Consider the following 21,527-nt stretch of genomic DNA (forward strand, 5'->3'; position numbering starts at 1 on the left):
TTGCTGGTATTTAATTTATGCTATAAAGCCGTTTTCCTTACTCTACATACAATACCAATCCTTTGAGGTATTCGCCTTCGGGATGGTAAATATTTACAGGATGATCGGCAGGTTGTGTCAGTTGGTGTAAGATGCGTACGCTGCGTCCCGACATAGCGGCAGCAGTGAATATAGCTGTACGGAAGTTGTCCTTTGTCACCACTTGTGAACAAGAGAACGTGAAAAGAATACCTCCGGGTTTAATCTTCTCAAAAGCTTTCGCATTTAGTTTTCGATAACCTTGTAATGCGTTGCGCAGAGCATCCTTATGCTTGGCAAAAGCAGGAGGATCTAAAACGATCAGGTCGTATTGATCACCCATGCGATCCAGATACTTGAAAGCGTCATCAGCAAAAGCTTCATGGCGGGAATCACCGGGAAAGTTTAACTCTACATTTTGTTTGGTTAGTTCAATCGCTTTAGCGGAACTATCTACCGAATGGACAAGCTTGGCTCCTCCACGCATGGCATAGAATGAGAAACCGCCGGTGTAGCAAAACATATTCAATGCAGATCGATCCTTTGCGTATCGCTCCAGCAAAGCCCGATTCTCGCGCTGGTCGACAAAGAATCCGGTCTTCTGTCCCTTGAGCCAGTCAACCTGAAACTTTAATCCGTATTCTTGAGCAATATTGTCGGTACTGCCTCCTTTGAGAAAACCGTTTTCAGGGAATAGATCGGCTTTAAAAGGAAGTGTAGACTCCGATTTATAGTAGATGTTCTTAATTTTATCACCCATGACTTCCGACAGTGCTTCAGCTATTGCCATCCGATCAAGATGCATGCCGGCAGAGTGCGCCTGCATAACAGCTGTTTGGGCATAGATGTCAATTATCAAACCCGGCAAATTGTCTCCTTCACCATGTACCAAACGATACGTATTGTTTGTAGGGTTTGTAGCCACCCCTATAGCACAACGCATCTCGTAAGCGATTTCCAGTTTGTGCTTCCAAAACTGGTGATCTACCGGTTCTTGTTTGAAAGAAAGCACGCGAATGGCAATGCTGCCTATTTGGAAATGCCCTTCCGCTATAAATTCTTTTTTGGAAGTATAGACTTCCACTACTTCACCTTCTTCAGGTTCGCCGTCGATACGAGCAATTGCTCCGGAAAAAATCCAGGGGTGAAATCTTTTCAACGACTCTTCTTTACCCGGTTTGAGGTATACTTTATACATAGGAGTTTACTTATCAGATATGATTAAATTCTTTTCTTCTTCTTTAATGTCGGCAGCCACTTCGTAATTGCCTGTGCGTTTGAGTTCCTGCAATAGATTGTATATGTTGAGGCACGCCCAAGCGTCAATAGCGGCGTATTGTTTCTGTCCATCGGTTAGCACATCAGCTTCCCAGTTGGACAGGCGCTGCGATTTGGATATTTTCTCTTCGAAAAGTATGCCATATATCTTTTGCAGACTCTTGTCTTGTATACCGAACGGCCGTACATAATCTTGCAGGTCGATGCAGCTTTGTTGGATAAAAGGCGCCCGTTTGTGCAACATCATAAAATCATCTTTTAGTGAAAGACCTACTTTGATGATACCCGGATCTTCCAATAGATCGATAATCGGTTGAGTCAATCCCGTAATGTTTAGACGGAAGAGAAAACACTGATCGATGGAAGAGACTTGCAGCAAGGCTACTTTATGTATGTGCCCTTTGGTAAAGGAAGGGCGTGTTTCACTGTCTATGCCGACAATGGGCTGTGTTTGCAAGTAGGCAATAGCTTTCTCAGCTTCTATTGCAGATTGGATAACATAGATGTTGCCCGGGAAAGATGTCCGAGGCATTTCCTTAATTGCTTCTTTACTTATAGTTTTTCTTAAAATCATCTTCTTCATTTCTCATCCTGGCAGTGGCAACCGTCTTCGTGGCAGTGCCCTTCGTGATCGTGACAATGACAGTCTTCTCCACATTGACAATCTTCATCATCTGACTCATAATTATTTTCTTCTTCGGTCTCGTCTTCGACATTATACATTGCATCGTGAAGAGCGCGAAGTGTATTTACCAGTTTCTGTCCCCAGAGCTGTCCGAAGTTTTCCTGACAGATAACTAAAGCGTCATTCATGGTCTCATTCAATCCCAATTGGAAGACAAATACAAAATCTTTGATGTCTTGGTAAATATCGGCCAGGTCTTCGGAAATGTTCTTTTTGATAGGCTGGTCACTGTACTCCATATCTTGCACAAATACATCGAGGTAATCGTCCTTTTCTGCCAACAAACCAGCTAGTTTGGTGCGAATCATTTCATAAATATCTTCGGTAACGTATCTTTCGGGTAATTCCTCTCCGATCTGTTCACATGGAGGCAACATGGCGGCTTTCAGATAGAGAAGAGGAAGTAGTTTGAGTGATGTGTCGATGAACTTATTACGCGGTATACTATCCGCCCGCTCAAGAAAAGCACAGAATTCGGCAGATACCGTCACAAACTCGATCACATTCTTATCAAATATCGTTTGACTTTCTTTTTCCATAAATAGAATGATTTGAAACGCAAAGGTAAGAAAAAGGATTGAATGAGCGTGCCGACAGTTATTTTTTTATTATTTTTGCAGCTTAGATAGTTAATTGATAAAGATTCATGGCAAAAAAGAAATCAGATAAGGAGGCAGATCAGACTTCGGCTTCTCCTGGCAAGTTTAGTTTAGTTTTTAAGAATGAAACAGTCCATTTTGTAATTGGGTTGGTACTGGTAATATTCTCAGTTTATCTGTTACTGGCATTCTCTTCATTCTTTTTTACAGGGGCAGCCGACCAGAGTATCATTGATAGTGGCAATGCGGCCGATTTAGCGGCGGTGAATAATCAGGTTAAAAACTATGCCGGTTCGCGTGGAGCGCAGGTGGCAAGCTACCTCATTAACGATTGCTTCGGCGTCTCTTCGTTTTTCATGTTAGTCTTTTTGGCGGTTGCCGGGCTGAAGTTGATGAAAGTACGTGTGGTGCGTCTTTGGAAATGGTTTATCGGATGCTCCTTGCTCCTGATTTGGTTCTCTGTATTTTTCGGATTTGCATTCATGGAGCATTACCAGGATTCTTTTATCTATCTGGGAGGAATGCACGGTTACAACGTTAGCAAGTGGCTTGTTTCTCAGGTCGGTAAGCCGGGACTGTGGATGATTCTGCTTGTTACGGGAATTTGTTTCCTTATTTATATGAGTGCCCGAACCATTATCTGGCTTCGCAAACTGCTCTCTTTGAGTTTCCTCAAAAGAGAAAAGAAGAGAGAAACTGCCGAAGAAATGCCTTTGGGCGAAGAAAATACCCAAGAATTTACGAACCCGCAACCGCAAGAGGTTGAATTCAACTTGCGACGGACTTACAAACAGACTCCTCCTCCAACTCCCGAGAAGGTAGTAGCGGATAATGATCCTGTTGCTGATTCCGAAGAAGATCTGGAAAATCAGGAAGAAGAACTGGTTATGACTATTGAATCGACTGTTGATGAACCAAGCCCCTCTATAGCAAAAGGGCCCAAAGAAGAGACCCCGGATAAAGGGCCGACGTTTGAAGTCGAAGCGGTCTCCGACGAAGATGAAAACTATCGCGGTCCGGAGATTGAACCCTATAATCCGCAGCTTGATCTTGAGAAATACCGTTATCCTTCGGTTGATCTTATGAAGCATTATGAGAATAATGAGCCGACCATTAATATGGAGGAGCAGAATGCGAATAAAGATAAAATCATTAATACGCTACGTAGCTTTGGCATCGAGATCAGTACAATTAAGGCGACGGTAGGGCCTACGGTTACTTTGTATGAAATTACCCCCGAGCAGGGAGTGCGTATCTCTAAAATCCGCGGATTGGAAGATGATATCGCTTTGAGTCTTTCGGCGTTGGGTATTCGTATCATTGCGCCGATACCGGGAAAGGGTACGATTGGTATCGAGGTGCCTAACTCGAATCCGAAAATCGTATCGGGACAGTCTATTATCGGTAGCAAGAGATTCCAAGAATCGACCTACGATCTTCCGATCGCTTTTGGTAAGACTATTACCAACGAGGTATTCATGGTAGACTTGTGCAAAATGCCTCACGTGCTTGTAGCCGGGGCTACCGGACAGGGTAAGTCAGTGGGGCTGAATGCTATAATTACCTCTTTATTATATAAGAAGCATCCGGCCGAATTGAAATTTGTGTTGGTCGATCCGAAGAAAGTAGAGTTTAGCATTTATTCGGTAATTGAGCACCACTTCTTAGCCAAACTTCCTGATGGAGAAGATGCCATTATTACGGACGTAACCAAAGTGGTACAGACGTTGAATTCGATCTGTGTGGAAATGGATTCGCGTTATGATTTACTGAAGATTGCCCACGTACGTAACATTAAAGAATACAACGATAAGTTTATCAACCGCCGTTTGAACCCGGAAAAGGGACATCGTTTTATGCCCTATATTGTAGTGGTGATTGACGAGTTTGGTGACTTGATTATGACTGCCGGCAAAGAGATCGAACTTCCCATTGCCCGTATCGCTCAGTTAGCGCGTGCGGTGGGTATTCACATGATTATCGCCACCCAGCGTCCGACGACTAATATCATCACCGGTACGATTAAGGCAAACTTCCCGGCTCGTGTGGCTTTCCGTGTTTCGGCCATGATGGACTCGCGTACAATCCTAGACCGTCCGGGTGCTAACCAATTGATCGGACGAGGCGATATGCTGTTCTTACAGGGGGCCGATCCGGTACGTGTGCAGTGTGCTTTTATCGATACACCGGAAGTGGAAGAAATTACGAAGTTTATCGCTCGCCAGCAAGGATACCCAACCGCCTACTACTTACCCGAATATGTAAGTGAAGAAAGTAGCCTGGAAATAGGAGAAGTTGATATGAGTAGGTTGGATCCGCTGTTTGAAGATGCGGCTCGCCTGGTTGTTATTCACCAGCAAGGATCTACTTCGTTAATTCAACGTAAATTTGCCATCGGTTACAACCGTGCCGGACGTATTATGGACCAGCTCGAAAAGGCCGGAATTGTGGGACCGACTCAAGGAAGCAAGGCTCGTGATGTGATGTGTGTCGATGAAAACGACCTGGAAATGAGATTGAACAATTTGCAGTAATCAACCGTTTATAAATAAAATGAAGAAATACATTTTTAGTGTTTTAATAGCTTTACTGTCTCTGCCTGTGGCTGCTCAACAGCAGTCGCAGGCTAAAGCTGTTCTTGATAAAACAGCAGAGGCTTTCCGAAAAGCCGGAAGTGTAAAGATCAGTTTCACAGCGAAGTCTATCTCCAATGGAAAAGTTGAAGGTACGGAAAGTGGCACTATTCAGCTAAAAAGGGAGAAGTTCCTACTGAAAACATCTGAAATGACGACTTGGTTTGACGGGCAGACTCAATGGAGTTATCTGTCTCGCAATGACGAAGTGAATATCAGTAGTCCTACCAAAGATGAACTGCAACAGATCAATCCTTATACATTTCTTTATATGTATCAGAAAGGATTTTCGTATAAGCTAGGCTCTGTGAGTAGTTTTCGCGGGAAAGCGGTAACAGAAGTCATACTAACAGCCACAGATCGTAAGATGGACTTGTCGAGTCTCATTCTCTATGTGGCTAAAGATACGTATGAACCGCTCTATATACTGCTCCAACAGCGGGGGCAGTCTGCACGCAGTGAAATAACTGTAACCGACTATCAGCCCGTCAGAATTATCCGGATCACCTCTTTGCTTTTGATCGGAAGCAATATCCGAATGCGGAGATTGTCGATTTGAGATGATCGCCTTGCGGCACAAATCATGATTAATCAATTAAAAAATATAGAATACAATGGCAGAAATAGAAAAAGTTAAATGTCTGATTATTGGTTCGGGACCTGCCGGCTATACGGCAGCAATTTATGCCGGGCGCGCTAACCTGGCTCCTGTACTTTATGAAGGTTTGCAACCGGGCGGACAGCTGACTACGACTACGGATGTAGAAAACTTTCCCGGTTATCCGGAAGGAATTAGTGGACCTCAGCTGATGGAAGACCTGCGGGCACAAGCCGAACGCTTTGGTGCAGATGTGCGGTTTGGGTTGGCAACTGCTTCCGACTTGAGTAAAGCGCCTTATCGGATAACGATTGATGGGGAGAAGGAAATAGAAACCGAATCATTGATTATTGCAACCGGTGCCACAGCTAAATATTTGGGATTGGAAGACGAAAAGAAATATGCCGGTATGGGTGTGAGCGCTTGTGCTACTTGCGATGGTTTCTTCTACCGTAAGAAGGTAGTAGCAGTCGTTGGAGGTGGTGACACAGCTTGCGAAGAGTCTATTTACTTGGCGGGTTTAGCATCTAAAGTCTATCTGATTGTACGTAAACCTTTCTTGCGTGCTTCTAAAATCATGCAAGAACGGGTTCTGAAACATGAAAAGATTGAAGTCTTATTCGAGCATAATGCCGTGGGACTCTATGGCGATAATGGCGTAGAAGGTGTAAATCTGGTGAAGCGTATGGGCGAAGCAGATGAAGAACGTTACGACCAGGCTATCGATGGGTTCTTTTTGGCTATCGGACATAACCCGAATTCTGAAATCTTTAAGCCCTACGTTGATACCGATGAAGTGGGCTATATTATAACCGAAGGTAATACGCCGCGTACTAAAGTTGCAGGTGTTTTTGCAGCAGGTGATGTGGCCGATTCTCATTACCGTCAGGCTGTTACTGCTGCGGGAAGCGGTTGTAAGGCTGCGATGGAAGCCGAGCGTTACTTATCGGAGAAGGGATTGCTTTAGTCAAACTTTTACCGTCGTCAAACTGACGGGACAGCATTCAAATATAAAACGGTGGACAACCTGATAGCAAGTCAGTGTCCACCGTTTTTTTATGTGTAAATAAAGCTTTTTGTACGGAGTCTGTATTTATGGGTTGGGAAGGTAGGAGATACTACTCCAAATAAAAAGTTTGCTTTTGGGGTTTCAGCTTTCAGTTTTGTTCAAAACGACCCTATTCATCGGGCATTTTGACTGAAGGCGCCTTCGGTTTTACTTTCAGCATTTTCAGTTTGCCAAAAAATACACGAATGGATAAGGAACGATATAGCTGCTCAGTTCGGGCCTAAAGACTCCTATCACACGAATACCATATATTCCCTTTACTTCTGACAAAGTAGTCAAGTGATTTAGGTAGCCGACACGAGTCGCTGATTAGCCAACCTTGGTTGACGAATTGGCCGACCTAGGTTGCTGCTAAAAAGCCCGTTTATGAAACGGAATAATTCGCCATTATATGAGTGTAGGTAGTCATAAACTTTTGTCGGGCTTCTGGAAGTGAGGGAGAAAAACGTTTTTATAATGAATATCCTGAAACCCGCTGAAGGCTGGTTACAGGGTAGCTTTCAGCCCAAAAGCTCGATGAATAGGCCACTTTTGGGTAAGGCTGAAGGGCTGAAAGCAAAAACGAGCAAACTTTATTTGGGTAGTTGAAATACTACTTTGACGATAGAATAGTATCTAGTAACTACTTAAGTAACTGTTCGATAATGATCTGTTCATACTTCTCCGGTTTGGCACCCGTATCTATAATTGGTTTTCCACCTACCGGAATAAAGAAAAGAGTAGGCAGCCCTTTGATATTGAATTGGTTGCATAGGTCTTTTTCTTTATCAGCATTTATTTTGTAGAAGATGACTTTGCCTTTGTATTTTTCGGCCATTTCTTCCATTTTGGGCAACAGGCGCATACAAGGGCCACACCATGTAGCCCAAAAGTCGATTACCACCGGCTTATCTCCCTTGTAGATGAACTCCGCTCTCTCTTTTCGGTAATCGAAAATATGATCCATGAAGAATTGGCGGTCGATTGGATTCAACTGACCTTCTACAATAGTCAGTTCGGTTACTTTCGCTTCATCTTCCGGTATCGGAACGAGATCGAATGGTTGAAAATAGACTTTCTGATGCAGGTAGTCGATGGATAGAATTCCATATTCGAGTATTTTCTTACCGATTACCGATTGTTTCAGCACCGGGTTCAGAATAGCTTTTTCGTTTTCTATCTTTGTTTTTATGAAAGTGCATTCGGGTAGTGCCAGTGTTTGTTCGGTCGTTATCGCCTCTTTGTATCCTTCGGAAACGGGCTGGGAACCGCTTTGTGAATAAAGCGATTTCCAGCTTCCGAAGTCCTTTTTAGTTAAGTTGATAAACCCCTCACTCCATGTGTCGACCAACAGAGAGACTGTCTGGCCGTTCACAGTGAGAGGGCATGTAACACCTAGCCCGGTCACTAGGTTGAAAGATTCCCGGTAGTTTAGTTTAATATATGAAGGGCGGTACGGTTGAGTTATCGTGATTTTTTTGCGTTGTGTATCAATTGTTAGAACAGAAGTGCGAAATAATGCTGAATTTAAGATACCATCTACTCCGAGTTTGCGTAGGTAAGGCTCATCTTTCAAAACAAAGAAGGGCAGGTCGTTGCTAAATGTGTTATTACCAACCGATATACTTTCAGCTTGATAAATGTCTGCTACGGCTACCTCTTTAAATTGGAAAGTATCATAGGAACCGAAACCATTTGGAGCATTCGTTTTTACATGCAGCTTTTTAAGCGATTCGGGAAGTAATGCATTGTGTCCGGCCAAGTCCAGTACAAATTGTCCGGTGTTGCCATTGATATCGGCTTCAATGATAATTTTTCCGTCAATCGTTTTGAAAGGAATAACTTCCGTCATGCTATTCTGAGTTTGAGCATTTCCATGAATGGAAATACAAAGCATGCAGGCTGAAAGAAATAGCTTAGTCAAAGTCAGTTTAGTCTTTATTCTCATTTTATTTTTCCTTTTTTATCTCAATTCGTTTGTCTTTATTGTCTCGTCGGATTATGATGTATCCGCTGTTGCCCGGAATATCATTCATTATTTTTTCTACTGCTATCTGGCTTTTTGGGCAGTCTTGCAAGGAAGCACCATTGATGTTGACCACTTCATCACCGAATGTAACTTGATCCTTCATACTGTCCCATACCGTAGTGATTTCGAATCGGCCGTTATGAGGTAGGATACTGATATTCCAAAGAGACGGGGCACCTCCCAAATCGGTTTTCCCTTCGTCAAAAGGGAAAAAGTAGAACCGTTTACGCATGTAGTCGATAATTACTTTTCCATGCTTTAGCAGCTCAACGCCAATAATGCTTCCATTCATCATGGTAGTTGTGCTTCCTACATTTACGAATTCCTTGCCGGCTATTTTGATGCTGGGAATGGTAACTTTCTTTATGTCGACCGGAGTCCCTAGGCCGGATATACCTGCAGCGACAATACCATGCGCATGTTCGTGACCTGAGAGCCAGAGACTGCTGCCAGTTGGTTGTTGTCTTCTGTTGAGTAAAGGAGAAAACCATCCGCTCCGGTGTCGAACAATACGCGGAGTTGGGTTTCTCCCAGCTGTACATGAATGAATGAATGATACTCCGCATCGGTCAGGAGCGGTATCCCGTCAGTCACTTTTAATCTTTCGGGACGGTAGGGGTAGTTGATTACCATAATTTGCGTACGTGAGTCGAATGTAACAACAGACTCCGCAAAAGCGTCTCCGCCCAAGATACCTACTACGCCCAGTGAAGTGAAGAATGAGTTTTTGGGAAATACCATTGTTTTCAACTGCTTCACTCGGTAGTTTGAGCCGATTGTAAGATCTTTTATATACGCCTCCTGAAAGTTAGCCGCTTGGGTATTTACATCTGTAACACTCATATACCCGGCGGCCGAAGCTTTCATTTCGGTCGCGGCGTCGTATAGAGTACCGGTTTTACCTCCGGTATCGACTATATATTTGGCCTTAACTCCGTTGACAGTTACCGGAATGATGATCTTCTCCTCTATGAACTCATACGAGATTGTATCACAAACTGTATTTCGAACCTGTGCGGTGGCTCCTTGTCCATAGGTGAGGGATAGCACTCCCATAATTCCGGCTAGTATTTCTATTCTTCTCATACTTTCTTATTTCATTTTTTCCGCTTCCAGCACGGCTTGATAAGCATTGACAATTCCTCCTGAAAGAGATAAATCATCGAAAAGGAATAAATCCTGTGTCTCGTTGTTGTTCACTAGGATTCCTTTTTCCACTTCTACGCCTTTGCGTGAAGTTACACTTTTCAATAAAATGTCCCGTAGTTGCGTGCCGGTCAGTTGCGGAAAATAAGTTTTCAGTAAGGCGGCTACACCGGCAACGGTAGAAGAAGATAAAGTTACTCCACTTCCCAGTCTGTATGTATTTCCCGGGTAAGAGGAGTAAATATCTGTTCCGGGTGCGTAAATATCCAGCGACTTCGCTCCATAATTGCTTGTGAGAACCGGATTACCTTGTTTGTCGGAGGAGGCTACTACCATCAAATTAGTAAGTTCGGTATTTGGACTCATGTTTCGGTTCGGATAGAAAGTGGTTTTATCCATATCGATTGAAAGATCCCATACCGGAGCAATAACCAATACGCCCTTCTTTTCGGCTTCTTTCAAAGCGTCTGTTATCCATTGCTTCTGATCTTCCGGATAGAGCGTGTTTTGTTGCGATAGAAGGATGACATCAGCTCCGTGAGATATTGCGTAACGGATTGCCAAAACCATATCTTTTAAGTAAGGTTCTCCGTTGCCCGTCGGGTCTACACGCAAGGTCATAATACGTGCATGGTCGGCAATCCCGTTGCTACCCAAACCATTATCGCGTTTGGCAGCAATTATTCCGGCCTTCATCACACCGACAGGGGCATCCGAGGTGAATAATACATTATTCCCGTAGCCTGTATCCGTAATATCCAGATAGTTATCACCGATAATATCTTCTCGTTGGTCTGTTCCGAATTCATTCAGGGCTTTCTCGTATGAATCTTGGGCTGTTTTTACACACATTCCACCTAAGCGCTCTAATACTGCTTGCCATTTGTCTGTTTTATAGATTCCAAAACCATAACCGGCGAATACGAAAGCTACTTCAGACAAGCTGTCGCGTTCGGCTTTCGGGTCATAACATGTTTCAAATTCAGTAAGAGTCAGTTCTTTTCCCGGAAAACGTTTCTTCATATCCCGGTCGAATTTGTGCATATACTCTTCAATAACATAAGAAAACTGTAGGCCACTATATGCACCTGCCACCGGTGATTCGGGTTTTATCTGCGACGTGTAGTATTTGTACTCATCCATATTTGCAGGTGCTGGTACTTCTTGGCGTTTACCATTCACGATCTTATAATACTTCTTGCCATCCCACATAAAATCGGCATATTTATCTTTTAGACGGAAGAATTCACGATCTCCTTCGCGCATTACTTGTTCCATCACTCTGCCGTCTCTGCCTCCCAAAAAATTCCAGCCGTTAATGTCGTCAATCAGCCCATTCTTATCATCATCTTTTTGGTTGGCTTTTTCTTTCGGGTTAACCCAGATAGCATGTTTCAGATCTTCATGCTCTACATCCATCCCTGTGCCAATAATAGCGACGATCGGACTCTTCTTGGCTTTCATCTTTTTACTTTGCAGATACTCATAAGCTCTGTTTACTTCTGCCCCATATACCCCATCTTGATCGAAAGAGCAGTTATACCAATCGAGTTCGGACTGTCCTTGTTGTACTTCCGCTTTCTGCTTCACTAGCTGAGCCAGTGTGGGTACGCTGATGCAACAGCATATGATAGAGAATACAAATTTATTCATTGTTTATATTAATAAGATTGTATGATATTTGTTAATTACGTGCGTTCATAATAGCTTCACGCACTTGTTCGCCTCGAACATTACGGGCTATGATTTTACCTTCTTTATCAATTATCGCCAAGAAGGGAATTGTATAAAAACCATATGCGGTTTGAATTTGACTGGGAGTCTTGTCGTTTGATGGAAAGCCTTCTTTATCCCATAGCATTACCCAAGGGAGATTCTCTTCTTCCAGCATCTTTCTCCATTTTACTTCGCTATCATCCAGAGATATGCTAATGAATTCAAGATCATTCGCTTTTAGTTCGTTGTAGATTGTCAGCATATGGCGCATCTCTTTCCGGCAAGGGCCACACCAGGAAGCGCAAAAGTCTAATACGACAATCTTACCTCGGAAGTCTTTCAAGCTAACTGTTTTTCCATCTGCATCGGTGAATGTAAAATCGGGAGCCATAGCTCCTGACGATCGATGGAATAATGTATTGACCCATTTAACTAACCATGCAGCAGATAGCGAATTGCGGTTCTCTTCAGGAATCATGTCCAGCAATAGTTTGTTAGAAGCGTAGTCGGGTACATCAGCCAAGTAAGCTAGCGCTGCCGCCATACTTGGAGTTAACTTTCCTTTTACGGCCGGATCAATGATTTGATCCTTCTTTCTTCCGGTAGGTATATACTCCTGTAAAGTCAGAAAACGATCGATTCCGGTGAATGTAAGTGAACTTTGCTCAGGATTCTGTTCGTCTAAATATCCATTGATTGTGACAGGACAGCTCTCCAGATAAATATTTTGTTCTACGTTGCCCAGAAAGAGTGTGTACACATCAGGTATGATGTTCTTTTCTTCTGTACTGAATACACCGTCTTTATTGATGGGACAACTTAATATTATGTTGTCATTCAAGTCTTTTACGAGTAAGGTGATAGGCTTAAGAACTCTGACTTTACCGGAGATTTGTAAAGCACTGCTTCCCCATGCAGAGATTCCGCACAGGAGAAGCAACATTATCATTAGATTTTTTCTGCTCATTTTTTCTTCTTACTTCATTGTTATTATGAGAGAACTACTCTTCTTCTGTCTCACCATAAGGAGGAAGGGGAATGTCCCAATCCTGAGGACCTTCGGCTATTGCATTTAGGTCGATTTGATATTTATCCTTCAAATGCTTTCTAACTAATGCGAATTTTTCTGTTAATAGTGGATATTTTGCTGCGGGGAATTCTACCAGGCCTTCCGCTTCTGTAAAGTACATTGATTGTAGAATATATCCGATGAACGTATCTTCTTCATTAGGAGGAGCCGAGTTGTTTTTCGTCTTATCTAATAAGAATTTACCAAGTCTTATACTGCCAGGAAATGCTCTGGTAAGGTAATAGTTGGCGTTATCTTTTTCTCCGGTACTATTAATGAGTTCGGTTTTATAGTCCAATCCGTTGCTGAAATCTTGTGGTATGGCTATATTCTTTTTCTTAACAGCCTGGCTTAGAATATGTCCTATAATCATTTTACGCCGTTGTCCGAAGATACTCTGGTTGGTAGGAGTAACATAAGGTTCATCGGGAGTGTCCACACCAAACATGCACGTACTCCAAAAATCTAATCCGTCGGTGATCTCATTAGCCGGTACATTGGACGTGAATACCCAGCCTGGCATAAACTCAATTTTGTTTATTGTATATGCATTGTACGAAAGATACCAATAAATGGGAAGCACTTTCTTGGTTACCGCACTATTTATATAGGCGAAAATATGTTTTCTTAAAAACTCTTCATAGAATTTGGTCATTTCATCATTCGGGCACCCACCACCTTGGACTCCGTCGGATAAAGGACTTCCTGAGTCAATCCAACCACGATTAAAGTCTTCTCTTTGCAGATCTTTATAGATGAAGTAAACGCTGTACTCATCATAGATTTCAGCAAAATAAGTATCCCATGAATTACTACCTTGTGGTACATTAAAACGTAATTCTACCCCTCCTTCAGTGGGGGTAAGCGTATCTTCTTCATAGCAAGATGCTAGGGTGAGACTGATCAATAGTCCTAATAAAGTATATAATGTTTTCATTTTTATAGTTTTCTTGTTTTGGCATTAAAAACAGTTTAATCTTCTCTTTGAGGTGCTAATGGATTTTGTTCCAGTTTCTTGTTTTTACGAAGCACCTCTTCCGGTATAGGCATTGTATACGACTTGTCGTTGTGTCTTAAAGTGTATATATTATCTTGCCACTCACGAGAGAATTGAGGCATACCGTACCGTCTTAAATCAAACCAACGGTGGCCTTCAAAACATAATTCTTTGCGTCTTTCTTCTTGAATGAATGCGATGAGTGCATCGCCGGTTAAACCACTTGGTTCTATATAATCTACAGGTTTATATCGCTTTACTAATAAAGCTCTGATTGCTTCCAGTGCAACTCCTTCTGCCTTGTTATGTGCCGAAGCTTCTGCTAGATTTAAGTATGCTTCGGAAAGGCGGAAAGCTAGTGCGAAATTTTCATCACCATTGGGAGCTCCTATAGCGGAGATGTTGTATTTGGCAAAAGGTGTGTAAGAGTCTAAGAATTTAGATTCTTGCTTGTCATACTCTTTGATAATGTATTTGTCTTTTCGCAAATCTCCTTGCTGAAAGCTATTCAATAAGTTGTCGGATGCGTTAAAGGCTGCGCGGTAATAAATTACATCTCCTGTCTTTACGACATTGACACCGTTATAATGAACGGTTAAATCCGCAATTCGACCGTATAGCCATATAACTTCGGATGACTTGTGTGAAGTGAAATTATAATAAGGATTGGTAACAGTCGCTTCCGGAATACTATTTAGGTCGACCAATGAGAAATTCCAATCATTGATAACTTTGTTAGCATAGATAGCGGCGTCCTCCCAATTTTCCATATATAAGAAAATACGCGATTTCAACAACTCTATCATTGGAAGGTTGATCATATAATTCGGCTGGTACTGCTTATCTTTCGATAAACTGTGAAACAGACGTTCCGCTTCATCCAAATCCAATAAAATTTGCGTGTACACCTCTTCCACGGTATTACGAGTCATTAAAATTTGATCTTCAGAGACAAGGTTGCTGGTTAACTTTAAGGGTACCCCCAATGCATTCTTATTATAATTATATGGAGCACCGAAATGATTGACCAATAGATAATAGTAGAAACCACGCAATCCCAAAGCTTGAGCTTGTACATAATCTTTTTCAGCTTCTGTTCCGCTAACGTCATGGATGTAGTCCAATGCGGCATTAGCTCCTAATATATATTTATAGCAGCTTTCCCATACGTTATGAGTTCCATATCCTGTCTTTTCACAGGTGAAAAATAGATCCGGTTGCCATGTGAAAATGGCCTTTAACGCTTCCGTTCGGTAAGCAAAATTATTATCAAACTCATAGTCTGTTTTATGTAGTTGGATGTCGTCACTGAAAAAATCCATGTACGCTAAAAGGTCTAGATTATCTTTGGGCTTGGGATATGCTGAACCAAGCAGCATTTCCTGAAGTGCATTGGCGTTTTGAGGAACGTATTCACTTTGCGACTTTGGGTCTAGAAAATCCGAGCACGCAGAAAGTGATAGAAGAATAACTCCTGCTGCTGTATATATTGTTTTTTTTACTTTCATTATTTTCGATCTTTAAAAACCTACATTAATACCAAAAGAGAAATTGCGTGGGAGTACAGTGTTGCTTATTTCCGGGTCGAATCCATTGAAACGCTTGCTGGCTACGACAAATACGTTGTCAACATTGAAGTTTAGAGATAGATTCGTTGCATGTATCTTTTCACACCATTCGCGCTTCATTTGCCATGCTAAGCCTATGTTACGACAGCGTAGAAACGAACTGCTTACTACCATAGCATCCGACAATTCCCACATCGGAATACTAAAAAGCTGCTCATTGTTAGGCAGAGTTATTTGCTTATTTCCCGATTTAGGTAGAGAAGGGATATGCGTATAAGCTTCGTCACCCGGTGCTTTCCAACGATTCAGTAAGTCACGGTTTATGTTGGTGTACGGATCGGGCATATAATAGCCATTTGCGAATAGAGAGTAAGGTGATGTTAATCGTTTCTTACCACCTAACAACAGCGAAAAACTACTGCTTAGTGTGAAGGCTTTATAACGGAATCCAAGGCTTAATCCACCGGTAAAATAAGGCTCAGATTGACCGGAATATACTAAGAAAGTAGTCGGATCTATCAGTCTGTCGCGCTGATCTGCTGGAACATCTAGCTTGTTGAATGTCGCTTCTCCGGTTTCCGGATTTAATCCGGCAAATGAATAAGACCAAAAACCACTTAACGGAAATCCTTCTTTCAGAATCAAATCAGAACGACCATCTAGATAGTTTTTATAGTCTACATCAACATCGGTAACTCCTCCTTTATTCCAGTTCTTGGAAGCATTCAGGCTTACACTTAGTGCGTAATCCCGCTTTTGGATAGGGGTGAATGTCAATGTGTATTCAATTCCCCGGTTGTAAATAATACCTCCATTTCGTTCCATTGTCGCAATTCCATATTCATAAGGAAGTTCCAATGATACGACGCTATTACTTCTGCGCGTATAATATTCCAGGTTCATATGGAACATGTTAAAGAGTTCGAGGTCCATTCCGTAGTTCCATGATTTGGTACGCTCCCAACCCAGGTTCGGGTTTGGAATTTGGGAAATGATAGACTCATATTGGTTGTAGATATCTGCTATCCCTTTTTGGGTAAGAAGCAGATCGGGGCTAATGCGAGTTAATGCATTGCCTTGTACACCGTAAGTTCCACGGAAGTTAAGCATGGTTATCCAGCTAACATGTTTCTTCATAAACTCCTCTTCCGAAGCTCTCCAAGAAAAACCGAATGAGTATGTTGGGTCAAGACGATGGTTGGTGTCTTGTCCGAAGCGGTTGGATGCATCGTTACGTACATTGGTGTTGATCACATATCTATTTTTAAACGAATAAGCTAATGTAGCAAATACAGAGAAGAAATTATTTGTTTGATTAGTTTTCCTCCAACCTCCATTATACATTTTATTCAGTACAAGGAAGCCACTTGCTGAATTAGATAAGGGCTCGAAGTTTTCGGGTAGGGTAGGACGCATGATCACTTCACCGCGATCAGGAGCATAGCCCCATACTGTATTTGCTACACCCTGGTTGTCAGTCGAGCGTACCTCTGTACCGATCAATGCATTCAGGCGATTATCCTTATTGAATGATTTACTGATTAACAGTTTGTTCTGGATGTTGTATGAATGCTGGTGTACGTCATTCGTGTACAATTCTCCTCCAAAAGGAAGCAAGGCTGCTTTAAATTCGGGACTGTTTGGTAATACTGAATTGTAATCGTAGCCACGGTGTGCTTCTGCAATATAGAATGTACGTTCTGTATACCAAGCTTCGTTTGTGCTGTTATTATTGGTATATCCGCCGGTAAACTGATAAGTTAACCAGTCGAGAATTTCCCACTTCAAATCCAGATTAGCGGATAAGAGGTTTGATTTACTCTTCGACCCACTGTTGTCGCGTTCATTGAGGAAATTATAACCTAAGGATCGGACTGCGTCGTTGTGTTTATAACCTGCTTCTTTTTGGTAGTATACATCCGGGCTAATGCTGCGGTTGGTTGAAATTGCATAATCCATCGGACTGACACCAGACGCAAAACCTTCAGTAGTACTTACGCTTCCGTTCATCGTTGCATTGATTGTCAACTTCTGCACCGGGCGCATCGTTATGGCAAGACGTCCGGTCATACGTTCGTTATTGTTGCCGATCTCTTGCCCTTCACTGTTCGAGTAACCCATGGAAGCAGAGTAGCTGAATTTATTTGTACCACCGGAAACACTCACATTATGATTATGGCTGAATGAACGGCGAGTCAGTAATTTGAGCCAGTCGGTATTTTGGGTTTCGAGTACACTTCGTTGTGCCATAAACTCTTCTGTAGAAAGGTCATGATTCAGGTACATATTAAGCAATCCCTCATAGGTGTACAATTGACTGATGGGTTCTTTTCTGTATGTGGTTCCCCAGTTGAATGCCTCTTGCGAGAATATGACTCTTTCTTTAGAGTTCATGTAATTGAATTGCCCATAGTTGGGGCGGGTACCTACAACGAAGTTCGATGTGTAGTTTACGCTTAAACGGTCGGAGGTGCTTTTTTTAGTTGTTATTTCAATGACCCCGTTAGATGCTTTTGATCCATAAATAGCAGTGGCTGAAGCATCCTTAAGGATTGTGATGTTTTCAATATCGGAAGGGTTTAACCACGCAATTTGATTACTGATCAAGTTTTCCAGGTCATCGGTCATGGCCGAAGTTCCGCTAATATCAAGCGGGTCTTCCTGAATAATACCGTCTACTACCCACAATGGATCCTGGTTGCCAAGTAATGTACTGGTACCACGGATTTGGATTTTGGGTGCTGTTCCCACACGGCTACTGGTATTGTTCACCATTACGCCGGCTACACGTCCTTGCAACATCTGGTCAATGGTTGTGTACGAAGGCATCATGATATCTTTGGCTTTTATAGTGGAGATAGAACCGACTAAATCTCTGCGTTGAATATTCTGATAACCGGTTACAACAACCTCATCTATCGCCGTACTTGAATTTTGTAAAGTGATATTAATCTCATTCTTTCCATGGTAGCGAATCGTTTGTTTCTCCATTCCGATGAAAGAGTAGTTCAATACTAAACCATCTTGTGCGGGTATTTCTAAAGAGTACTCGCCATTGAGGTTGGTTACAGTTCCTTTACTCAGGTCGCGGATAATGATCGTTGCCCCAGGCAGGCCTTCGCCGCTAGCATCACGTACCCATCCTTTGATTGTGGTATTCTTTGTTGTCTTTTTCTTTATTACAATAGCACTTCCAGAAACTTCATAAGTTAGGATAGTTCCTTTCAGGCATTGGTCTAGAATTTCGTTGATTGTTTTGTCTTTGGCTTTTATCGTAATGTCTTTTACGTTGGCAATATCTGCGGTAGCGTACATGAAGACAAATTTGGTTCGGTTTTGCAGATACCATAGGGCCGTCTCTAACGTTTCTCCTTTCAAGTCAATAGAAATCTTCTGATTATCTTGTGCTTGCATATTGAGTGTGGATACGAGAAATATCCCTAAGAGGCAGAGCTTAATGAAACTACTGCATGCATAAGATACTCCCTTCAGCAGGGGATTAGTTGGCTTTTTCATTCTTTGTTAGTTGTAGATATGTAATTTATTGTTTTTGTTTTTTTGAAATGTGTATCACCTCATCTTGCTGTTTGATGTCGACTAAGTTGAGGCTCTTTATCATGTCGATGATGGGGTTCATACTTTCGTATCGGTTGAGGTAAGCTCCGATGCGTATGTCTTTAGCGAATTCATCATCGAAGGTGTAATTAAACCCATACCACTTCGATAGATATGACATGATATTATCTAAAGGTACATTCATGAAGATAAACGCTCCGGATTTCCAAGAGGTATATAGCTCTGTGTTGACATCTTCCAAAGAGGTCTGGCGAGATGCTTTGTTGTATACGAAATGCTGATTGGGAGTTAATTCAACCTCTTTCTTCCCGCAAGCGATCTTAATCCCTCCACTGACCAAAGTCGTGCTCTCAATAGACTCGTCATTATAAGCTCGTACATTGAATGAAGTTCCGGTTACCTCGATGGAGGTGTGTGGAGTCTTTACGATGAACGGGCGTTCGCTATCATGTGCTACATCAAAATAAGCTTCTCCTTCCACATGAACTACCCTGTTCTCGCCACTAAAACAAATGGGATAGGTTAGACGGGATTGAGCGTTCAGGTGAATTTTGGTACCATCGGAGAGCGTGATGTTGCACTCCATACCTTGTTGCGTTAATAAGGTATTGGTACTCGCTTTAATTTGCGGTTTATTTTTAGGAGTCTGATAGTTGATTCCTTCTTTATTTATGATAAAACTTGCATAGAATATTCTAGTTTGTTATAGGTTTCAGGTGAAATGTCTAGTGTGTTTCCATCTGCCAAGATTAGGTTAGCACCTCTTTTTCCGGGAGAGATTTCTTTGATTTCTTCGCTTGCGATGTTATTATATATAAGGTAAGAGGCAGGTATTAATAGTAAAATGATGATAGCCGCGTATAGCCAACCTTTCTTCGAGAAAGAATTCGTTGAATAGTTATTTCCCAATAAGGGAGAAATCTTACCCCACGCTTCTCGTGAAGGAAATTCACTTAATAACAGTTTGTTTTCTTCATAGTTCTCTGGATTGAGCACTTGCTTAGCGATTCTTTCATTTTCTTCGCTCTCAGCTATCCAATCGTGATAGTCTTTCTCTTCCCCAGGTGTGGAAGACCGGGTGAAAAGAGAAGCCAAAACCTTTGCGATTTTAAAAGTTTCTTTAAGTGATTCCATCTTTTTTCTCAATTATGTTTTATATAGAACAACCCAATTGAGAAAGCGGGGTAATCAGAAAGCTACTTTATTTGCATAAAAAGAATAATATGGTATAATTTATACCTTTAAGGCTTTCTCTGAGTTTTCTATACGCTATTTTCTTTAACGTATGGACAGTGCCTTCTGCAATATCCAGTTCTTGAGCTATTTCGTGGTTTTTGAGACCTTTCATAGAGTATAGAATGACGTTACGCATTTGTGTGGGTAATTCCTCTACGGCTTTGTTGACGAGTCTGTAGGTCTCTTGTTGGATGATGGCTGCTTCAAAGCCGGCATCAAATTCAGACTCCTCTGCTAAATGAGGCAAGGTAAATTGTTCGTGCTTGAGATGATTGAGACAACGGTTGCGTGTGACAGTATACAAAAAGCTTTTCACCTTTTGCAGGGTCTCAAACTTATCTTTTCGTTCCCAATACGCTAATAGGGCTTCTTGAGCTATATCTTTGCATACATCTTTGTCTTCGATATAGCGAGTAGCAAATACACAGAGAATAGGATAGTAGTCATCAAATAGCTTTTTGAAGGCTTGTTTGCTACCATTTTGGATGTCTACTACTATGTTTTCTGTGTGGATCTTCACCGTTTAGAAGTGGTACGGGTTCAAAATTTACCCGATTTTGCTGATTTTCTTAAGCTTATCTTCTTCTATGATTTTAATCTTTCTTCCGTCAATTGTAATCAAGCGTTCCGTAGCAAATTGGGATAGTGTACGAATTGCATTGGATGTAGTCATATTAGAGAGATTGGCTAAATCTTCTCGAGAAAGATAAATACTCAGAGTTGAGCCGTCTTCTTCCAGACCATAACTATCTTTTAGAAAGAGCAAAGATTCAGCCAGTCGTCCGCGGATATGCTTCTGCGTTAGGTTAACTGTACGTTCGTCAGCAATACCTAAGTCAATCGATAATTGACGGATAAAGAACATGGCTAAGTCGTTGTTCTGGGCGACTAAAGTGACAATAGCACTCATGGGAATTAAACAAACCACAGAGGGCTCGAATGCTGCGGCAGCTGTAATAAATGCTTCTTTAGCAAAATAGGCGCGGTAGGCAAAGTATTCTCTAGCTTAATCATGCGAATGATTTGGCTTCTTCCTCCTACGCCATCCTTGAATATTTTAACTTTTCCGGTGATTAGACACATTAAGTGACTAGGTGCTTCTCCTTCGCAATAGATGGTTTCGTTCTTTTTGTAGGTCTGTATCGTATAGTTATTCATCAGAAATTCCCTTTGTTCATTGTTCAAAGGGGCTAACATGTCGGAGAGTGGCTCCGAAATATTGATGTCTGATATGTTTATTTTCACCATGGGTACTACAAAACTGTGTTATACAGCACAAAAGTAGAAAGAAAAAATGAGAAAATGAACGAATCTATAAAAAGATTGCACAA

The 21,527-nt window shown here is 41.9% G+C and carries 16 protein-coding genes and 4 pseudogenes; 5 read left to right on the forward strand and 15 right to left on the reverse strand.

Annotation, left to right across the window (positions count from 1 at the left end; all coding sequences use genetic code 11):
- Positions 1-37: 37 nt before the first annotated feature.
- Genes JCM10512_RS02610 through JCM10512_RS02620 form a run of 3 tightly spaced genes read right to left on the reverse strand, consistent with a single transcriptional unit; the run spans position 38 to position 2,520 of the window.
- Positions 38-1,216 carry a class I SAM-dependent rRNA methyltransferase gene (locus JCM10512_RS02610; protein ID WP_044160173.1) on the reverse strand — a complete coding sequence of 393 codons (1,179 nt, stop codon included), beginning with the start codon at positions 1,214-1,216 and terminating at the stop codon, positions 38-40.
- A 6-nt stretch (positions 1,217-1,222) separates the two neighbouring features.
- Entirely contained in the window at positions 1,223-1,870 is a 648-nt protein-coding gene (locus tag JCM10512_RS02615; RefSeq protein WP_044160297.1) for a 3'-5' exonuclease, read from the reverse strand.
- 5 nt (positions 1,871-1,875) lie between these two features.
- Positions 1,876-2,520, reverse strand: a complete 645-nt coding sequence (locus JCM10512_RS02620; RefSeq protein WP_044160175.1) for a DUF5063 domain-containing protein — start codon at positions 2,518-2,520, stop codon at positions 1,876-1,878.
- A gap of 107 nt (positions 2,521-2,627) precedes the next feature.
- On the opposite strand from JCM10512_RS02620, the pseudogene JCM10512_RS25015 reads away from it, so the two are divergent.
- The 5 genes and pseudogenes from JCM10512_RS25015 to JCM10512_RS24535 form a co-directional block, all read left to right on the forward strand.
- Positions 2,628-3,390 (forward strand): annotated as a pseudogene (locus JCM10512_RS25015) (DNA translocase FtsK 4TM domain-containing protein); the annotation flags it as partial.
- A gap of 152 nt (positions 3,391-3,542) precedes the next feature.
- Positions 3,543-5,114 (forward strand): annotated as a pseudogene (locus JCM10512_RS25020) (DNA translocase FtsK); the annotation flags it as partial.
- 19 nt (positions 5,115-5,133) lie between these two features.
- Positions 5,134-5,777 (forward strand): annotated as a pseudogene (lolA1, locus tag JCM10512_RS02630) (outer membrane lipoprotein periplasmic chaperone LolA1).
- Positions 5,778-5,827: 50 nt separating this feature from the next.
- On the forward strand, positions 5,828-6,778 hold the full coding sequence (gene trxB / locus JCM10512_RS02635; RefSeq protein WP_044160180.1) for a thioredoxin-disulfide reductase: 951 nt from the start codon (positions 5,828-5,830) through the stop codon (positions 6,776-6,778).
- Positions 6,779-7,336: 558 nt separating this feature from the next.
- The gene (locus JCM10512_RS24535; protein WP_262482585.1) at positions 7,337-7,468 is read left to right on the forward strand and encodes a hypothetical protein; all 132 of its coding nucleotides are present in this window, start codon (positions 7,337-7,339) and stop codon (positions 7,466-7,468) included.
- Between the two features lie 34 nt (positions 7,469-7,502).
- Here the strand turns inward: JCM10512_RS24535 and JCM10512_RS02640 are convergent, their stop codons facing one another.
- The 12 genes and pseudogenes from JCM10512_RS02640 to JCM10512_RS02685 form a co-directional block, all read right to left on the reverse strand.
- Positions 7,503-8,807 (reverse strand): thioredoxin domain-containing protein, encoded by a 1,305-nt coding sequence (locus tag JCM10512_RS02640; protein WP_044160183.1) that lies wholly within the window; start codon positions 8,805-8,807, stop codon positions 7,503-7,505.
- Position 8,808: 1 nt separating this feature from the next.
- Positions 8,809-9,183, reverse strand: coding sequence for a hypothetical protein (locus JCM10512_RS23325; RefSeq protein WP_244436851.1), 375 nt, complete (start codon positions 9,181-9,183; stop codon positions 8,809-8,811).
- Between the two features lie 86 nt (positions 9,184-9,269).
- Positions 9,270-9,974 carry a pepsin/retropepsin-like aspartic protease family protein gene (locus JCM10512_RS23330; protein ID WP_244436852.1) on the reverse strand — a complete coding sequence of 235 codons (705 nt, stop codon included), beginning with the start codon at positions 9,972-9,974 and terminating at the stop codon, positions 9,270-9,272.
- 6 nt (positions 9,975-9,980) lie between these two features.
- A complete protein-coding gene (locus JCM10512_RS02650) occupies positions 9,981-11,687 on the reverse strand; it encodes a S8 family serine peptidase (RefSeq protein ID WP_044160185.1) in 1,707 nt (568 codons plus the stop codon).
- 31 nt (positions 11,688-11,718) lie between these two features.
- Complete coding sequence (locus tag JCM10512_RS02655; RefSeq protein WP_044160186.1) at positions 11,719-12,717, reverse strand: peroxiredoxin family protein; 999 nt, start codon at positions 12,715-12,717, stop codon at positions 11,719-11,721.
- Between the two features lie 34 nt (positions 12,718-12,751).
- The gene (locus JCM10512_RS02660; RefSeq protein ID WP_044160187.1) at positions 12,752-13,756 is read right to left on the reverse strand and encodes a hypothetical protein; all 1,005 of its coding nucleotides are present in this window, start codon (positions 13,754-13,756) and stop codon (positions 12,752-12,754) included.
- 35 nt (positions 13,757-13,791) lie between these two features.
- Positions 13,792-15,324 carry a RagB/SusD family nutrient uptake outer membrane protein gene (locus JCM10512_RS02665; protein WP_044160190.1) on the reverse strand — a complete coding sequence of 511 codons (1,533 nt, stop codon included), beginning with the start codon at positions 15,322-15,324 and terminating at the stop codon, positions 13,792-13,794.
- 12 nt (positions 15,325-15,336) lie between these two features.
- The gene (locus JCM10512_RS02670) at positions 15,337-18,900 is read right to left on the reverse strand and encodes a SusC/RagA family TonB-linked outer membrane protein (protein ID WP_044160192.1); all 3,564 of its coding nucleotides are present in this window, start codon (positions 18,898-18,900) and stop codon (positions 15,337-15,339) included.
- A gap of 25 nt (positions 18,901-18,925) precedes the next feature.
- Positions 18,926-19,546: a FecR family protein gene (locus JCM10512_RS23335; RefSeq protein ID WP_244436853.1), complete on the reverse strand. Its 621-nt coding sequence runs from the start codon at positions 19,544-19,546 to the stop codon at positions 18,926-18,928.
- A gap of 83 nt (positions 19,547-19,629) precedes the next feature.
- On the reverse strand, positions 19,630-20,094 hold the full coding sequence (locus JCM10512_RS23340; RefSeq protein ID WP_244436854.1) for a hypothetical protein: 465 nt from the start codon (positions 20,092-20,094) through the stop codon (positions 19,630-19,632).
- Positions 20,095-20,161: 67 nt separating this feature from the next.
- Positions 20,162-20,716, reverse strand: coding sequence for an RNA polymerase sigma factor (locus JCM10512_RS02680; protein ID WP_044160194.1), 555 nt, complete (start codon positions 20,714-20,716; stop codon positions 20,162-20,164).
- Between the two features lie 27 nt (positions 20,717-20,743).
- Positions 20,744-21,444 (reverse strand): annotated as a pseudogene (locus tag JCM10512_RS02685) (Crp/Fnr family transcriptional regulator).
- Positions 21,445-21,527 lie beyond the last annotated feature (83 nt).

It is taken from the genome of Bacteroides reticulotermitis JCM 10512, from assembly GCF_000517545.1.
Taxonomy (GTDB): Bacteria; Bacteroidota; Bacteroidia; order Bacteroidales; family Bacteroidaceae; genus Bacteroides; species Bacteroides reticulotermitis.

Bases quoted from the DNA above. Each gene is read 5' to 3' on its own strand.
- JCM10512_RS02610 (WP_044160173.1), bottom strand. From the start codon at position 1,216: ATGTATAAAGTATACCTCAAACCGGGTAAAGAAGAGTCGTTGAAAAGA.
- JCM10512_RS02615 (WP_044160297.1), bottom strand. From the start codon at position 1,870: ATGATTTTAAGAAAAACTATAAGTAAAGAAGCAATTAAGGAAATGCCT.
- JCM10512_RS02620 (WP_044160175.1), bottom strand. From the start codon at position 2,520: ATGGAAAAAGAAAGTCAAACGATATTTGATAAGAATGTGATCGAGTTT.
- trxB (WP_044160180.1), top strand. From the start codon at position 5,828: ATGGCAGAAATAGAAAAAGTTAAATGTCTGATTATTGGTTCGGGACCT.
- JCM10512_RS24535 (WP_262482585.1), top strand. From the start codon at position 7,337: ATGAATATCCTGAAACCCGCTGAAGGCTGGTTACAGGGTAGCTTTCAG.
- JCM10512_RS02640 (WP_044160183.1), bottom strand. From the start codon at position 8,807: ATGAGAATAAAGACTAAACTGACTTTGACTAAGCTATTTCTTTCAGCC.
- JCM10512_RS23325 (WP_244436851.1), bottom strand. From the start codon at position 9,183: ATGATGAATGGAAGCATTATTGGCGTTGAGCTGCTAAAGCATGGAAAA.
- JCM10512_RS23330 (WP_244436852.1), bottom strand. From the start codon at position 9,974: ATGAGAAGAATAGAAATACTAGCCGGAATTATGGGAGTGCTATCCCTC.
- JCM10512_RS02650 (WP_044160185.1), bottom strand. From the start codon at position 11,687: ATGAATAAATTTGTATTCTCTATCATATGCTGTTGCATCAGCGTACCC.
- JCM10512_RS02655 (WP_044160186.1), bottom strand. From the start codon at position 12,717: ATGAGCAGAAAAAATCTAATGATAATGTTGCTTCTCCTGTGCGGAATC.
- JCM10512_RS02660 (WP_044160187.1), bottom strand. From the start codon at position 13,756: ATGAAAACATTATATACTTTATTAGGACTATTGATCAGTCTCACCCTA.
- JCM10512_RS02665 (WP_044160190.1), bottom strand. From the start codon at position 15,324: ATGAAAGTAAAAAAAACAATATATACAGCAGCAGGAGTTATTCTTCTA.
- JCM10512_RS02670 (WP_044160192.1), bottom strand. From the start codon at position 18,900: ATGAAAAAGCCAACTAATCCCCTGCTGAAGGGAGTATCTTATGCATGC.
- JCM10512_RS23335 (WP_244436853.1), bottom strand. From the start codon at position 19,546: ATGGAGTGCAACATCACGCTCTCCGATGGTACCAAAATTCACCTGAAC.
- JCM10512_RS23340 (WP_244436854.1), bottom strand. From the start codon at position 20,094: ATGGAATCACTTAAAGAAACTTTTAAAATCGCAAAGGTTTTGGCTTCT.